The sequence below is a fragment of the Actinoallomurus sp. NBC_01490 genome (genome assembly GCF_036227085.1).
Lineage (GTDB): Bacteria > Actinomycetota > Actinomycetes > Streptosporangiales > Streptosporangiaceae > Actinoallomurus > Actinoallomurus oryzae.
Map to the genome: position 1 here is coordinate 1,359,894 of NZ_CP109433.1, position 15,480 is coordinate 1,375,373.

The following is a 15,480-nucleotide window of genomic DNA, read 5'->3' on the forward strand; positions in this document are numbered from 1 at the left end:
TCTGGAGGTGATCACGGTCGAGTTCGCACGGAGCCGTTGGCGCGCCGTGCCAGGGGTTCTCGTGACCTTGGTCACCGTCGTCTGCGGCGTGATCCTCGCCGACCGGCTCATCCTCCAGGCGGAGTGGTGGCAGGTGAACCGCACCGTGACCCATGCCCCGCGCCCGCCGCTCGCCGACCTGGGTCCTCCGCCCGGTCCGGTCACCGTGAGCTGGCAGCTCAGCACTCCGGTGGCCGACAGCGAGCTGCCCGCCTACGACCGGGTCGCCTACACGGTCATGGAGGGCGAGCTCGTCGTCGTGTCCGGCCACGGCCTGACCGTCCGCGACGCGCGCACCGGCCGCGAGCGCTGGCACTACTACCGCGGGCAGTGGTCCCTGCTCGGGTGGGCGCGCACCGGTCACGTGCTCGTCGCGTACCTCGAGCGCACCGGCCACCGCGGCAACCGCCTCATGGTCGGCCTCGACGCGGTCAGCGGCACGCTGCTCTGGCGCCAGCGCGGCGACGTGCCGGCCGCGACCGAACGCAGCACGCTGCGCTGGCCGGCCGGCTACGGAGTGGTCATCGTCACCGAGGACGGCCGGCACACGCTGTACGGCCGCGCGGCGGCGACCGGCCGGCGCGTGTGGAGCAAGCGCCTCGCGCACGGCTGCCTGCTGCCCGAGGCCGTCCCGTACGGCTCGGCGGCCAGCGACGGCGTTGCCGCGTTCGGCCTCGACTGCGGCGCGCGCGACCGCACGCTGGCGATCGATCCGCGTACCGGGCGCACCCTGTTCACGACGAGCGCCGCGCATCCCGCGGTGTCGGTCAGCGGTAACGTGACCGTCGTCTTCGACGGCACCGGCCTGCACGCCTACGACCGGAACGGCCGGGAGTTCCTCGTCCGCCGGGGCGAGAGCGTCTGCCGCGACATGTGCCCGGCCGTGACGAACGGCGGGCGCCTGTTCATCGCCTACGACCTGGCCCGCGGGCCGGAGAACGGCACCGAGACACGGAGGCTGGAGTCGATCGACATCGATTCCGGATCGCTGTCCTGGCGCCGCGACATGTCCGGGTACACCGCGCTGTCGGTGTCGGGCGGCCTGCTGTACGGCCTGCGCTCCCGGCTCGCCGACCCGCTGCTGCCCGCCGGGATCGACGTGATCGACCCGGCCACGGGCGCCGGCACCACGGTGCCCGCGCCGCTGGTGACCCGCCCGGGCCTGGACGGCGTACGGCCCTGGCTCGCCGCCGGCGGCGGACTGCTGTACGTGGCCGTGCCGACCGCGCGTCCACGTCCCTTCGGCGCGGCGCGGCTGGTCGCCCTGCGCGGCGGGGTCCGCGGGGCGGGGCCGCCGGAGCTGGCCGGGGTGCCGGCCCGCGACTGGCCCGACGCGTGCTCCCTGCTGACCAAGCACGACCTGCCGCGCGGATACACGCCGGAGCCGACCACGGTCCAGGTCGAGGGCGTCCGTCTGCGGGCCGGGTGCACCTACCGCCTCCGCCACCAGAAGCACCGGACGTCGGACGGCCCGGAGCGCGAGGCGGCCACCCTCTCGGTCACGGTCCAGTGGGTCGCGGCCGACGCGAAGACGGCCTCGGCTCTGTTCGGGGCGGCCCGCGACACGCAGAGCGGCGCCCGCGACCCGGTGAAGGCCGGCGACGCCGCGTACGGGCTGGGCGCACCGTCGGGGACGGTGGTGATGCAGGTGGGTCGCACGATCGTGACGGTCACCGCCAACGTGCCGAACCGGGCCACACAACTGGCCACGCTGATCGCCACCCGGCTGCGCGCCTCCGCCTGATCCCCAAGCGCCTGGGTCAGGCTCTCGCGGAGGCCCAGTCCTCGAGCTGGGCGACGAACAGGCGTGCCTGCTCGGGCCAGTGGAAGCGGGCGCGCGCCGCCTCGTGCCCGCGCTTGCCCATCTCCAGCCGCAGCGCGGCGTCGTCGCGCAGCCGCCGGACCGCCGCCGCCGTGGCCGCCGGATCCTCGAACGGCACGACCAGGCCGCAACCGCCCTGGGTGACGATCTCCGCGGCGATCGGGTTGGGCGTGGTGATGACCGGCAGGCCCCGCGCCATGTACTCCACGACCTTGGTCGGCATCGAGTGCCGGTAGTTCGGCGAGTCGTGCAGCAGCGCGAGCCCCGCGATGGCGCCCTCGGCCATGCGCAGCGCCCGGTCGTTCGGCACGAAGCCGTACCACCGCAGCAGGCCCGTCCGCTGCGCCTCGCGCAGCAGCGGCCGTACACCGGCGTCGGCCGCGCCGATGAGCTCCAGCGTGATCCCGTCGGACTGGAGGATCCGCGCGAGTTCGATCAGGTCGGCGGCGCCGCGGGCCATCGAGAGCTGCCCGACGTAGACCACCCGCTCGTCACCCGGAGGCGCGGGCGGGACGTCCGGGACGTTCGTGGTGTTCGGCACGACGAGATGGGTCCGGCGGAACCGCGTGCGGTACCCCTCCTCGGCCAGCAGCAGCTTCATCCGGCGCTCCGCGCGCCGCTCCAGCCGCCGTACGGCGAACCGCAGCGGTATCCGCATCGGCGCCGGCAGCCAGCCCTTCGCACCCAGGGCCGCCGCGGTGTCCTCGTGGACGTCCCAGACGGTGCGTGAGCGCAGACGACGCGGCACCGCGAGCAGCAGCTCCGGATCGTGCAGCAGGACGAGGTCGGCCTCCGCGCCGCGTTCGCGCAGCACGCGCCGAGCCATCCGCAGCGCGTGCAGCCGGCGGCGGCCGGTCGCCCGCGGCACGTCCACCGGAGTGATCTCCGGCCAGGGCGTGACATTGCACGCGCGGAAAGGCGCCATGTAAGTGATCTGGTGACCCGCGTCGAGCAATGCTCGAATCTGCCGGTGCAGAATTCGCGCGTCCTCCGGATGGTGCACGACCGTACAGACGAAAACACGCATTGATTTCACTTCACCGCGAGTCTCTTGTAGGAAGGAGAACATTCGGTGAATTCGGCGCGACCATCACAGCAATTCAACGCGTTCGGCGGCCGACTCGTCCGCCATTCGCGTACGGCCACGGGTGTCGAACAGCAGGCGCGCGTGCCGGGTCAGCGTGTCGGCGTCGTACTCGGCGTGGTTCGTGAGGACGACGACGAGGTCGGCCTCGGCCAGCGCCGTGTACAGCACGCGGGCGCGCGGCACCGCGACGCCGTCGACCTCCCAGTCCTCCACGTGCGGGTCGTGGAAGGTCAGGTCCGCGCCCATCTTCCGCAGCCGCCGCGCGACCGGGCGCGCCGGCGACTCGCGCTGGTCGGCGATGTCGGCCTTGTACGTCACGCCGAGCAGCAGGACCTTGGCGTTCTTCATCGCCCGGCCCTCGCGGTTGAGCAGGGCCTGCGCCCGCTCGACCACGTACCGCGGCATCCGGTCGTTGATCTCCTGGGCGAGCTCGACGAAGCGGAACGGGTAGCCGAGCGAACGCACCTTGTACGACAGGTAGTTCGGGTCGATCGGGATGCAGTGGCCGCCGACGCCGGGTCCCGGGTAGAACGCCTGGAACCCGAACGGCTTGGTCGACGCGCACCCGATCGCGTCCCACAGGTCGATGCCGAGCTCGTGGCAGAACACCGCCATCTCGTTGACCAGCGCGATGTTGACGTGCCGGTAGGTGTTCTCCAGCAGCTTGGCCATCTCGGCCTCGCGCGTGCCCTTGGCCTGCACGACCTGCTCGACGAACTTGCCGTAGAACCCGGCGGCCGCCTGGGCGCAGCCCGGGGTCATGCCGCCGACGATCTTGGGGGTGTTCTTGACCCCGTACACCGGGTTGCCCGGGTCGATGCGCTCCGGCGAGAAGGCCAGGTGGAACTCCTCGCCCGCCTTCAGGCCGGACTCCTGCAGGATCGGCGCGACGACCTCCTCGGTCGTGCCCGGGTAGGTCGTCGACTCCAGCACGACGAGCATGCCCGGCTCCAGGTGCCGCGCGACCGTCTGCGCCGCCTTCTGCACGGCCGTCAGATCCGGGCCGCCGTCGGCCGACAGGGGCGTGGGCACGCAGATCACGACCGTGCGCACGCCTTCGAGGACCGACTCGTCCCGGCTGGGGGTGAAGCCCGCCGCGAGCATCTCCTCGACCTCGGCCGGGCTGACGTCGTCGACGTGGGAGAGCCCCGCCTTGAGCCCTGCCACGACGCGCGCGTCGAGGTCCAGCCCGCCGACCCTGAGCCCGGCGCGGCAGGCTTCCCGCACGAGCGGGAGGCCGACGTATCCGAGTCCGATGACCACCAGGTCCATCCGGTGGCTCCCTTCACGATGCTGTGGAGGCGATTTCCCGGTAGCGATCGAGATATCGAGCCGTCACGGCTCGCCAGGTGCGATATTGGGCGACCCACTCTCGACCGGCTTGTCCGATTTCGCCGCGTGTCTTCGGACTGTAAATGAGCTGGTCCAGGCAATTCGCCCATGCTTCCGGGTCTTCCGGAACTGTTAACGTGCCGGTCACGCCCGGTTCGATGATTTCGCGAAGTGCTCTGACATCACTTGCTATTACCGGGATAGCTCCTGCCATCGCCTCCAAGGGCTTCAGCGGAGTCACCAGCCGGCACACACGGTCCGCGGTACGCGGGACCGCGAACACATCGAGGACGGCTTGATACCGACGCACCTGATCGACCGGCACCCGGCCGGTGAAGATCGCCGGGACGCCCAGCTCGGCCGCGCGGCGCTCCAGGGCCGGGCGCTCCGGCCCGTCGCCCACGAGCAGCAGGGTGAAGTCGCGGCGCAGGGCGGCGGCCTCGATGAGCGTGGCGATGCCCTCGAAGCCGTAGAACGTCGAGGTCAGCCCGACCACGACGGCACCGGGCGCGATGCCGAGCTCCGCGCGGAGCTTCGCACCGTCCGGAAGGGGTTCCAGGAACGAGTCGTCGACGGCGTTCGGCACGACGAGCACGTTGTCGACGCCGCGGCTCTCGATCTCCTCGCGCATGGCCTCGCCGAGGGTGACGACCAGGTCGGCCGCGCGCATGCGGGCCGTCTCGACCTCGCGGGTGAGCCGGTAGAACTCATCGTTTTCGGTACGCGCCGGGTCGCGCGACAGCCAGGAGTCCTCCAGGAAGCCGCGCACCTCGTACGCCACCGGCACGCCGTACCGGTCGCGCAGCTCCAGCGCGACGGCCGCGTTCAGGTGGTTGCTCGCCGCGTGCAGCACGGACGGGCGGAGCCGCTCCACGAGGTGTCCGGCCAGGTCGGCGGCCTTGCGGATCTCCCGCACCGGCCCGCGCGCCGGCAGCCAGGGCAGCAGGCGGTGGTAGGGGATGCCGTCCACGGCGACCTCGGCCCGAGCGTCGCCGATCCCCTGAGCGAGCGGATGCCCGAGCCGCGTCACGACGTGCGGGTCCAGACCCAGCTCCCGCTGGGCCACGACGATCCGCTGCGTCCGCACGGTGTACCCGGCCTGGGTGGCCGGCAGCGCGTTCGTGACGAAGTGCAGCACGCACGCCGGGTCGCGGAGCCCGGAGCCGCGAGGCGCGGAGGACTCTGGCCTGTGAGGGGCCCCCTGACCTTGCTCTGGGCGGGTGAGGGGTCCCCTCACACCACTTGCGGCGGGCCGCGGCGGAGCGGCGGGCTCAAGGGCCTCGACGAGTTCTCGGAGGGCGCTGGTCTCGTTCGACTTCGGGGTTGGCATCGCCCACTTCGTCAGGTGGGGGCGTGCCCCTCCCGGAACGACGCGCAGCGCCAGGCGTACGGCGAGCCGGAGTGCACGCCGCGGGTCGTCGCGCGCGTGCCGCCAGGCCAGCACAGCGGAGAAAAAGATCATCTTGGCCACCTGCATGGCGGGCGAGGCTAAGCACCTTCAATGAACGAGAGGCAAACGTGATCGCGCACGTTCTCGGCGCCCGGCCGAACTTCGTCAAGGCCGCACCCGTCATCGCCGCCCTGCACGACCAGAGAGTGATCCACACCGGCCAGCACTACGACGAACGCATGTCGGAGGTCTTCTTCCGCGAGCTCGGCCTGCCCGAGCCGGACGTCAACCTCGGGGTGGGCTCGGGCAGCCACGCCGCGCAGACCGCGGCGATCATGGTGGCGCTGGAGAAGGAGTTCATCGAGCGTTCACCCGAGCTCGTCATGGTGTACGGCGACGTGAACTCCACCATCGCCGCCGCGCTGGTCGCGGCCAAGCTGCACATCCCGGTCGCCCATGTCGAGGCCGGGCTGCGCAGCTTCGACCTGACCATGCCCGAGGAGGTCAACCGGCGGCTGGTCGACCAGCTCTCGACCCTGCTGTTCGTCACCAGTCCCGAGGCCGTCGGGCACCTCGCCGCCGAGGGCGTGGACGTCGGCCGGGTGCACTTCGTGGGCAACCCGATGATCGACACGCTGCTCGCGCACCTGGACTCCTTCGACACCGAGGCGGTGCGCGCCGCCCACGGCCTGCCGGAGCGCTACATCGTCGCGACCCTGCACCGGCCGGCGAACGTCGACGACCCGCAGGTCGCCGCCGGGCTGGTCAAGCGGCTGCACGAGATCGCCGACCTGGCCGACGTGGTCATGCCGGTGCACCCGCGCGGGCGCAGGGTGCTCACCGAGGCCGGGCTGGACGACCACCCGCGCGTGACGCTGCTGGAACCGCTCGGCTACGTCGACTTCGTCGCGGCCGTGCGCGGAGCCGCGGCCGCCGTCACCGACTCCGGCGGCGTCCAGGAGGAGACCACCATCCTCGGCGTGCCGTGCCTGACCGTACGGCCCAACACCGAGCGGCCGATCACCATCACCCACGGCACGAACCGTCTCGTCACCCCCGACGAACTCGTGCCCGCGGTCGAGCAGGCGCTGACCGCGCCGGCCGGCGAGCGTGAGGTCCCGCCGCTGTGGGACGGCAAGGCGGGCCCGCGCATCGCACGGATCACGGAGGGATGGCTCGATGGCTGAGCGGGACGCCGGGGCGCGAACCGCCCGGCTCGCGGAAGGACGCCTCTCGAAGGGACTGCTCGATGGCTGACCGGCAGGTGTCCCGGCTCAAGGCGGCGCTGGCCGACCGTGAGGCCCGGGTGCGCATCCTGGAGGCGCGGGTCGCGGCGCTGGAGGCCTCGACGTCGCTGCGGGTCGGCCGCGCCGTGACCGACGCGGCACGCAGGCCCGGCAAGGGCGTCGTACGGCTGCCGCGCGAGCTGTACCGCATGTGGCGGCACCGCGGCACGCCCAACGTCGTCACGTCGGTCGACGCTCGCGAGCGCCCGATGTTCAGCGCCCGTGACGAGGACCGGCTGATCGTCGGCTCGCCCGCGACGGGCCTGGCCGTGGCCGGGGTGCTCGGCCGGGCCGCCGCCGAGGAGCTGGGCCGTACGGCCCACGTCGTCCCGCTGATGCCGCACGACGCCGCCCTGATCCTCGACACCGCCGACGTCGACCTGGTGCTCGTGGACGCCGCCGCGGGCGCGCCCGGCGGGCCGTGGGCCTACCTGGGCGTCCCGGGCGTTCCGGACCGCGAGCGCGCCCTGCTGGGCCTGATGGACGTCGCGCGGAGCCGGGGCCGCCCGCTCGTGCTGCTCGGTTCCGCCCCGGGATTGGCCGGGCTCGGCTGGGACGCCACGCTCAGGACCGACGCGCCCCTGGATGAGGCGCTCGCCGGTCTTCACGCTCGCTTCAGCCTCGATCTGGGATGACTGTCACCACCACCACCGCGAAAGGAAATCGCGTGCGCGCTCTCGTGTACGGCGACGTGGACCTCAACATCATCGACGGGTCGGCGATCTGGGCCCAGGCGATGGTGCAGGCGCTGCGCGAGGCGGACGTCGAGGTCACCCTCGTGCTCAAGGCGCCGGTGCGCACGGACCGCCTCGTGGCCCCGCTGGAGCGGCTCCCCGGAGTGACCGTACGGCGCCGGCCCGAGGACGCCACCGGCCCGCTGACGGTCGAGGCCGCCGCCCGGCTGCTCACCGAGCTCGACGCCGCCGAGCCGTACGACCTCATCGTCGTGCGCGGGCGACGGCTCGCGGTGCGCGTCACCGCGACGCCGTTGGCCGGACGGCTGTGGACCTACCTGACCGACGTGCCGCAGAACGCCGCCGAGATGGCGGCCCCGGCGAACAAGGGCGTCCGCGGCGAGCTGGCCGCCGTCGCCCGGGCGTCGCGCTTCCTGCTGTGCCAGACCGAGGAACTGCGCTGCTTCCTCGAAGGCATGCTGCACAAGGCGGCCGGCAAGTGCGTACTGTTCCCGCCGGTCGTCGTGCTGCCCGAGGGCCTGGAGCCCACGCCGGGACGCACGCCCGGTCGGCCGCTGAAGCTCGTCTACACCGGCAAGTTCGCGCCCCGGTGGAACACCTACGAGATGACCGCGCTGCCCCGGCGCCTGGCCGCGCGCGGCGTCGAGGCCGAGCTGCACATGGTCGGCGACAAGATCCACAACGACCGTACCGACCCGGGGTTCTCCCGCCGGATGCGCGTGGCGCTGGAGTCCACCCCCGGCCTGGTCTGGCACGGCGGTCATCCCCGCGCCGAGGCCATGCGGGTGACCTCCACCTGCGACATCGGACTGTCCTGGCGGCACCCGGACCTGGACGCCAGCCTCGAACTGTCCACGAAGGTCCTGGAGATGGGCGGCCTCGGTGTGCCGGTCGTGCTCAACCGCACCCCGATGCACGAGAACCTCCTCGGCCCGGACTACCCGCTCTTCGCGAACACCGAGGACGAGGTGGTCGACGTCCTCGCCGCGGCGTCCGAGCCCGCGACGTACACCGCGGCGCGCGACCGCTGCCTGAAGGCCGCCCGCGAGTTCACGCTCCGCGCCGCGGCCGACCGGCTCCGCGGCTACCTGCGCACGGCCTTCCCGCCCGCCCCGGAGGGCGCGGGCCGTACGAAGGTCGTGGTCGCCGGGCACGACCTGAAGTTCTTCACCCGGCTGCTCGACCACCTGCGCTCCCTGCCGAACGTGGAGGTGCGGGTCGACCGGTGGCCGGCGCTCGGCAAGCACGACCCGGAGGTCAGCCGCGAGCTGGCCGCGTGGGCGGACGTCGTGGTCTGCGAGTGGTGCGGGCCGAACGCCATCTGGTACAGCGAGTGGCTCAAGAAGCACGGGCGGCCGGACCAGCGGATCATCGTCCGGCTGCACCGCTTCGAGCTGTACGGCGCGTGGCCGGGCCGCCTCGACATCGACGCGGTCGACCAGGTGGTGTGCGTCAGCCCGCACTACGCCGACCTGACCCGCAAGATGACGGGCTGGCCCGCCGGCAAGGTCACCGTCATCCCCAACTGGGTGGACGACGCGCAGTTCGGCCGGGCCAAGCTGCCGGGCGCCGAGCACCACCTGGGCCTCATCGGCCTCGCGCCGTGGCGCAAGCGGCTCGACCTGGCCGTCGACGTGCTCGAACGCCTGCGGCGCGACGATCCGAGGTTCACGCTCTTCATCAAGTCCAAGCTGCCCTGGGATCTGCCGTGGATCTGGAATCGCAGCGAGGAACGCGAGAGGTTCGAGGCGCTGTTCCGCCGGATCCGCCGCTCGCCGCTGCTCGCCCCGGGCGTGGTGTTCGACCCGGCCGGGCCCGACGTGGCCTCCTGGCTGCGACGGGTCGGCTTCGTGCTGTCCACCAGCGACGACGAGAGCTTCCACCTGGCGCCGGCCGAGGGCATGGCCTCGGGCGCGGTGCCGGCGCTGCTGCCCTGGGAGGGCTCGGACCGGATCTATGACCGGCGCTGGATCCACGACGACCCGGCCGCGATGGCCGACGCGATCGCGGCGGTCGTCGCCGAGGGCCGCTGGGAGGCGGAGCGGGCGCGGGCACGCGAGGAGGTGCGGCGGTCCTACGCCCTCGACCTCGTCTGCGACCGCTGGGCCGAGCTGGTGCTCACACGCTCTTCGGACGACGCAGCGGGACGAACGCCCACGACATGTCCGGCTCCAACGCCCAGTGCATGAGCCAGCGCACCGGCGGAGTGCACAAGATCGTCGCGAACACCGCGCCGGTCGCCGCCGTCACGGCCACGCCGGGCAGCGTGTGCAGGAACGGCATGTCGTACCAGCCCATGTACTCCATCAGCTTCGTGGCGAAGCCGTGCAGCAGGTAGGCGTACAGCGTGGCCGCGCCCAGGTTGGTGAACCAGGTCTGGCGCGCGGGCACCATCGTGAGGAACGCGATCACGAGGATGCCCGCCGCCACCAGGAGACCGAGGCGCATCCCCGAGCCGACGAGGTTGTTCACGTGCATGTCGGCGTTGCCCTTGCGCCAGTACATCCACTCGGTCGTCATGTGGCGGTCGGCGACGAAGTACGTGAAGGCGAGTGCCAGGGCGAGCGTGATCCCGCCCAGCACCCGGGCCATCGGGCGCTTCAGCGTCTCGAAGTGCTCCGGCTTGAGCACCAGGCCGAGCACGTAGAACGGCACCAGGCCGAGCGTGCGGTGCATCTCGAGCTCGCCCGGCAGGGCGGTCATGGCCGACAGCAGTGAGATCACCACGGCGGCGGCGACCGGCCAGCGGATCTGCTGCCACACCGGCGTGGACAGGCGCCACAGGAACAGCGCCATCAGGAACCAGGTCAGGTAGTACGGGTCCAGGATGCTGATCTCGAACTTCGAGTGCCCGACCGCCCAGTGATAGGTGGAGTAGGCGGTCTCGAAGACGATGTACGGCACGCCGAGATTCACGATCAGCTTCTGGGCCTTGCGGCCGCTGAAGGTGAAGTTACGCGAGAAGTAGCCGGTGATCACGATGAAGACCGGCATGTGGAACGTGTAGACGAACATGTAGAGCGCGTGTGCGGCGCGCACGTCGCGCAGCTTCACGATCGAGTGACCGGCCACGACGAGCACGATGGCCATGAACTTGGCGTTGTCGAAGAACGGGTCGCGCCGCCGGCGCGCGGGGCGCTGCTCGACGACCGCGTCGCGTGGCGCGGGGACCGTCGGGGCGGCGGAGGCGTCGGCCGGTATACCGGCCGGAGAGGCCGGCGGTGCGGTGTGTGGTGTGCTCGGCGAAGTCATCGATTCCGTTGAGAGACGACGGTGCGGCCGGCTCCGGGACATGACCGGGAGCCGCGAACGACCATACCTATCCGGACCGATGATCGGACGCCGGGTCGAAAAACTCTCCAGAAGCTCTCAGGCTTTGCAGGGGTCGTCGGAGGCGGTGACCGCGTCCGATGACTTGGGGATCGTCGTGGACCGCGTGCCCTTGAGACCGTTCCAGTCCGGGCCGAGAATCAGGTCGACGACCCCGGCCGCGACCGACTGGTCCGCCACCGGGCTGCTCGCCGGGGCGACCTGGCCGAGCGCGGCGGCCTGCTGGTCGGCGCCGCTGCCGTAGCGCAACTCGGTCCTGCTCGGCTTCGTCGTCGCGGTCCCGATGCCGGCGACGGAGTAGCCGCGCGCGGTGAGCTGGTCGCCGACCCGCTGGGCCAGGCCGGCCGTGTCGGTGCCGTTCAGCACGCGCACCTTGATCTGCGCCGGCGGCACGTTCACCTTCTGGGCCTTGGCCGGTGTCTGGATCTTGTTGTCGTTGCGGATCGCGGCGAACAGGTTGTTGGCGTCCGGCTGCCGCCAGGCGATCCGGTTGGGGTCCGGGGCGTACGCCCCCCACGGCACGGTGACGAACTGCACCTTGCCCGCCGACATGCCCTGGACGCTGCCGGCGACCTTCTTCATCTCGTCGACGGTGAAGTCCTTGTCGGTGGTGACCGACTTGGTGGCGGCGTCGAGGAAGCTGTAGAGCTTGCCCGGGTTGGTCAGCGTGCCGTTGCTGGTGGCCTTCTTCACGACCGCGCCGAGGAACTTCTGCTGGCGCTTGATCCGGTCGGTGTCGGAGCCGTCGCCGAGGCCGTGCCGGGTGCGGACGTACGCGAGTGCGGTGTCGCCCCTGACGATGTGCCGGCCGCGGGACAGGTGCAGCTTGCTGTCCGTGTCGTTGACGGCCTGGGGCAGGCAGATCTCGACGCCGCCGAGGGCGTCGACGACCCGCTTGAAGCCGGTGAAGTCGACCTTGACGAAGTGGTCGACGCGGATCCCGGTCAGCGTCTCGATGGTGTGCATGGTGCAGCCCGCGCCGCCGTTGTTGAACGACGCGTTGATCATGTTCAGGCCGCCGGGGATGGTCCGCCCGCTCGCGGTCTTGCACGAGGGGAGCTGCACCATCGAGTCGCGGGGAAAGCTGATGCCGACGGCCTTCTGACCGCCGGGGGAGAAGTGCAGCAGGATGATCGTGTCCGAGCGCTCGCCCTCCGCCTTGCCGTACTTGGCGTTGGCGCCGTTGCGCTGGTCCGAGCCGATCAGCAGGATGTTGAGGGCCTGGTTGAGCTTGGGCGGCCGATGCGTGCCGAGCTCGGCGGTGACGTCCTCTTGGGTGATGTTGCCCTGCAGCTTGCGATACGTCCCGTACGCGACGAGGCTCGTCCCGACGAGCACCACGGCGAGCCCGACCGACACCCAGCCGAGCACGCGCCAAAGGACGCCGCGCTTCGGCTCGTCGCCGAGCGCGTCGTCGTACTCCGGGTACTCATAGTCGCTGAACATTCGGCCCTAGAGGCTAGTGGTGGTTGCCCTTTCCAGGGATATACGTCTATTCAGTCGTGTTTCGTCGAGGTTTTGGCAGATTATTACTGATCCCTGCGCGACCAAGGGCCCGATCAGTCCGGAAAGTAGCCCTTCTGTTGTGGCGTAGGACACAGTCGTCAGCGTGCGAGTCTGGGGCGGCAGTCCCAGCGCCTCACCGGCGGCGACGAGCCGCGCACCGCTCATGACCTCACCGGCGATCTCCACCGCCGGGGCGTCCGCGTCGGTCACGGCGGTGAAGTGGTCGCCGTACGAGCGCACCTCGACCGCGTAGTCGGTGACGCCGGGCGGGCACTCGGCCAGCGGCGCGCCGAGCGCGTGCAGCGACAGGCCGACCACCTCGGCCCCGGTCGCCAGCGCGGCCTCCAGCCGATCCGGCGCGGCGGCCACGAGGTCGGCGTCGGCGGGGATCTCGCCCTCGTCCACCGGGATCGCGGTCAGCCCGGCCGACCAGCAGGCGAACAGCCACACGGCGGTCTGCCAGTGCACCGGCAGCGCGAGCGCGACCCGGGCGCCCGGGTCGGCGGCGAGCCCGTCGATCAGCAGGTTCGCCGTCTTGGCCACCCAGTTGTCAAAGGTCTTCACCGACAGCTCCACGCGTTCGCCGGTGGCGTCGTCGTAGAACGTGACGAGCGGGCGGGACGGCTCGGCCGCCAGCGCCCCCCGCAGCAGATCGACGGGATGTGACATGAAAGTGAAGAGTAGGGCCTGTCCCAACGGTCCCGTGGACAACCCGGGTGTCGGTGGGCTCGCCGTGGGCGTGAGGTTCGTGTCGGGGAGACCCCTCTGTTGCGCTCCGTGTCCTAGCCTGGCTCCTTGTGCTGGTCGATGAGCTGGTCCGGGACCGTACGGACGCGCCGCCATCAGGGCGACTCCACCTCCAGGCCCACCTCCAGGGCGGAGGTGACGGATCGTCGTGTCGGTAGTCGCTCCCGAACCGACGGATGAGCGGGACAGGAGAGACCCGGGCGAGGCCCGCGCGGGCGTCTTCCTGGCCCGCCTGACCGTCGCCCCGGCGCTGCTCCTGGTCTCCTGGCTGGCGGTGGCGCTGCCGCTGCTCATGGCCGGGGTGTTCACGCCGCTGCCCGCGGTCGCGCTGTTCGTGCCGGTGGCCGCCGCCGTGCTGACCTTCGGCCTGCGGGCGGTACGCCCGCCCGAGGCGCGCTGGGGTACGTGGTGGGCGGTCGGCGGGCTGCTCGCCGTCATCGTGGCGTTCTGCGTGTTGCAGCTCCTGACCTTCTCCGAGCAGATCGTGGTGCGCCGGGACCCCGCGTCGTACTTCAACTTCGCGACCTGGCTCGCCGGCCACGGGTCGCTGCCGATCCGCCCGGCCCTGGCCCCGTTCGGCGGCGCGGACCCCGCGCTGTCGTTCGGCAGCCCCGCGTTCTACCAGCGCGGCGGCGTGCTGTGGCCGCAGTTCATGGCGGGCACGCCGATGATCCTGGCGCCGGTCGGGCACCTCGCGGGCTCGTACGCCATGCTCGCGGCGATGCCGGTGATCGGGGCGCTGGCGGTCCTGTCGTTCGGCGGGCTGACCGCGCGCCTCGTCGGGCCCCGGTGGGCGCCGGCCGGCGCGCTGCTGCTGGCGCTGGCCTGGCCGATGATGATGATCTCGCGGTCGATCTACAGTGAGACCCCCGCGCTCGTGCTGGTGTGCGGCGGCCTGGCCCTCACGCTCGATGCCGTACGGGCGAACCGCGGGCTGCCCGCGCTGCTCGGCGGGCTCGCGCTCGGGCTGACCGTCCTGGTGCGCATCGACGGGCTGCGCGACGTGCTGCCCGTGGTCGCGTACGCCGGTCTGCTGGTGGGGCTGCGGCGGCACACGGGACCGGCGCTGTTCGCCGGGCTGGTCGTCGGCGTCGGCGCCGGGCTGCTCGAGGGGTACACCCTGTCGAGCCCCTACCTCCACTACGTCCGCGGCTCGCTCGTGCCGCTGCTCTACATCGGCGGGGCCGTGCTCGTGGTCACGGCGGTGGCGGTCGTCGTCGTGCGGAGGTGGGGCCTGCCCGACCTCACGAGGTTCCGGCTGCCCGACCTGGCCCTGGCGGCCGTCTTCGCGGTCATGGCGTTCTTCGCCGCCCGGCCGAGCCTGCAGACGGTCCGGCGCGTGCCGCACAACCCCGACGACGAGGCGAACGCCTCCTTCATCGCGTCGCTGCAGAAGTCGCTGGGGCTGCCCGCCGACCCGTACCGCCAGTACTCGGAGCTGAGCCTGCACTGGGTGACCTGGTACATCGGCGTGCCGGCGGTGCTGCTCGCCACGATCGGCGCGGGCCTGCTCCTGCGCAAGCTGCTGCTCCGCCGCCGTACCGACTGGCTTCTCCCGTACGCCGTGATCGCGTGGACGACCGTGACCACGCTGTGGCGGCCGGGGATCACGCCGGACCACCCCTGGGCGAGCCGGCGGCTGATCGTCGTGGTGCTGCCCGGCCTGCTGCTGTTCGCGCTGTGGGTGATGGCCTGGGCGGTGCGGAGCGTGCGGCGGCTGGGGTACGGGCCGCAGATCGCGGGCGGCGCGGCGGTCGTCGGTGTCCTGATGGTCCTGGCGCCCACCGTGCGGACCTCCGCGAGCATGATGTTCACCCCGACGGAGCAGGGCGAGGTGGCGCAGGCCCGGTCGATGTGCGCCGGCTTCGGCCCCCGCCCCACCGTGCTGATCATCGAGCGGGTGACCGCCGACCGCTTCAGCCAGCTCATCCGCGGCATGTGCGATGTGCCGTCCGCCCGGATCCGGGTGCGGCCCGGCTCCAACACGGCCGCGTCGGAGGACGTCGAGCGCATCAGTGAGAAGGTCGTCGCGGCCGGCCGCCGCCCGGTGCTGCTGGGCGCGGACGCCGTGGACGTGGCGCCGTACGGCACGGCGCGGCACGTCTATCACGTCAGCACAAGCCGCGATTCGAGCAGCCTCGTCGAGGCTCCTCACGGCACCTGGTCACTGACGATCAACGTCTGGATGGCCGTTCCCGTGTACGCAGGGTGAACAGTGCGTACCCTTGGCTCGTGTCCCAGCCAGT

The 15,480-nt window shown here is 71.8% G+C and carries 11 protein-coding genes; 5 read left to right on the plus strand and 6 right to left on the minus strand.

The annotated features are described in order from the left end of the window. Nucleotides 1–61: 61 nt before the first annotated feature. Nucleotides 62–1,783 (plus strand): outer membrane protein assembly factor BamB family protein, encoded by a 1,722-nt coding sequence (locus OG417_RS06925; RefSeq protein WP_329251365.1) that lies wholly within the window; start codon nucleotides 62–64, stop codon nucleotides 1,781–1,783. Nucleotides 1,784–1,799: 16 nt separating this feature from the next. Here the strand turns inward: OG417_RS06925 and OG417_RS06930 are convergent, their stop codons facing one another. The 3 genes from OG417_RS06930 to OG417_RS06940 all read right to left on the minus strand — a co-directional run bounded on the left by OG417_RS06930 (nucleotide 1,800) and on the right by OG417_RS06940 (nucleotide 5,418). Beyond that, the gene (locus OG417_RS06930; RefSeq protein ID WP_329251368.1) at nucleotides 1,800–2,888 is read right to left on the minus strand and encodes a glycosyltransferase; all 1,089 of its coding nucleotides are present in this window, start codon (nucleotides 2,886–2,888) and stop codon (nucleotides 1,800–1,802) included. Between the two features lie 63 nt (nucleotides 2,889–2,951). After that, nucleotides 2,952–4,220 (minus strand): nucleotide sugar dehydrogenase, encoded by a 1,269-nt coding sequence (locus OG417_RS06935; protein ID WP_329251371.1) that lies wholly within the window; start codon nucleotides 4,218–4,220, stop codon nucleotides 2,952–2,954. Between the two features lie 13 nt (nucleotides 4,221–4,233). Then, entirely contained in the window at nucleotides 4,234–5,418 is a 1,185-nt protein-coding gene (locus OG417_RS06940; RefSeq protein WP_329251374.1) for a glycosyltransferase family 4 protein, read from the minus strand. A 383-nt stretch (nucleotides 5,419–5,801) separates the two neighbouring features. Here OG417_RS06940 and wecB point away from each other — a divergent pair, with 383 nt between their 5' ends. The 3 genes from wecB to OG417_RS06955 all read left to right on the plus strand — a co-directional run bounded on the left by wecB (nucleotide 5,802) and on the right by OG417_RS06955 (nucleotide 9,840). After that, nucleotides 5,802–6,857: a non-hydrolyzing UDP-N-acetylglucosamine 2-epimerase gene (gene wecB / locus OG417_RS06945; protein ID WP_329262154.1), complete on the plus strand. Its 1,056-nt coding sequence runs from the start codon at nucleotides 5,802–5,804 to the stop codon at nucleotides 6,855–6,857. 62 nt (nucleotides 6,858–6,919) lie between these two features. Next, on the plus strand, nucleotides 6,920–7,591 hold the full coding sequence (locus OG417_RS06950; RefSeq protein WP_329251377.1) for a hypothetical protein: 672 nt from the start codon (nucleotides 6,920–6,922) through the stop codon (nucleotides 7,589–7,591). Next, nucleotides 7,588–9,840 (plus strand): glycosyltransferase, encoded by a 2,253-nt coding sequence (locus OG417_RS06955; protein ID WP_329251378.1) that lies wholly within the window; start codon nucleotides 7,588–7,590, stop codon nucleotides 9,838–9,840. The genes OG417_RS06950 and OG417_RS06955 overlap by 4 nt, the downstream gene beginning before the upstream one ends. Here OG417_RS06955 and OG417_RS06960 read toward each other — a convergent pair. From OG417_RS06960 to OG417_RS06970, 3 genes are all read right to left on the minus strand, one after another. After that, nucleotides 9,770–10,903: an acyltransferase family protein gene (locus OG417_RS06960; RefSeq protein WP_329251381.1), complete on the minus strand. Its 1,134-nt coding sequence runs from the start codon at nucleotides 10,901–10,903 to the stop codon at nucleotides 9,770–9,772. The two genes, OG417_RS06955 and OG417_RS06960, sit on opposite strands and share 71 nt — an antisense overlap. Before the next feature lie 117 nt (nucleotides 10,904–11,020). Next, on the minus strand, nucleotides 11,021–12,427 hold the full coding sequence (locus OG417_RS06965; RefSeq protein WP_329251384.1) for an LCP family protein: 1,407 nt from the start codon (nucleotides 12,425–12,427) through the stop codon (nucleotides 11,021–11,023). A 6-nt stretch (nucleotides 12,428–12,433) separates the two neighbouring features. Next, complete coding sequence (locus OG417_RS06970; protein WP_329251387.1) at nucleotides 12,434–13,156, minus strand: TIGR03089 family protein; 723 nt, start codon at nucleotides 13,154–13,156, stop codon at nucleotides 12,434–12,436. 226 nt (nucleotides 13,157–13,382) lie between these two features. Here OG417_RS06970 and OG417_RS06975 point away from each other — a divergent pair, with 226 nt between their 5' ends. Then, nucleotides 13,383–15,446: a hypothetical protein gene (locus OG417_RS06975; protein ID WP_329251390.1), complete on the plus strand. Its 2,064-nt coding sequence runs from the start codon at nucleotides 13,383–13,385 to the stop codon at nucleotides 15,444–15,446. Nucleotides 15,447–15,480 lie beyond the last annotated feature (34 nt).

What these genes read in the sequence shown, in the direction of transcription:
- OG417_RS06930 (WP_329251368.1), bottom strand. Translation starts at nt 2,888, where the DNA reads ATGCGTGTTTTCGTCTGTACGGTCGTGCACCATCCGGAGGACGCGCGA.
- OG417_RS06935 (WP_329251371.1), bottom strand. Translation starts at nt 4,220, where the DNA reads ATGGACCTGGTGGTCATCGGACTCGGATACGTCGGCCTCCCGCTCGTG.
- OG417_RS06950 (WP_329251377.1), top strand. Translation starts at nt 6,920, where the DNA reads ATGGCTGACCGGCAGGTGTCCCGGCTCAAGGCGGCGCTGGCCGACCGT.
- OG417_RS06955 (WP_329251378.1), top strand. Translation starts at nt 7,588, where the DNA reads ATGACTGTCACCACCACCACCGCGAAAGGAAATCGCGTGCGCGCTCTC.
- OG417_RS06960 (WP_329251381.1), bottom strand. Translation starts at nt 10,903, where the DNA reads ATGACTTCGCCGAGCACACCACACACCGCACCGCCGGCCTCTCCGGCC.
- OG417_RS06965 (WP_329251384.1), bottom strand. Translation starts at nt 12,427, where the DNA reads ATGTTCAGCGACTATGAGTACCCGGAGTACGACGACGCGCTCGGCGAC.
- OG417_RS06970 (WP_329251387.1), bottom strand. Translation starts at nt 13,156, where the DNA reads ATGTCACATCCCGTCGATCTGCTGCGGGGGGCGCTGGCGGCCGAGCCG.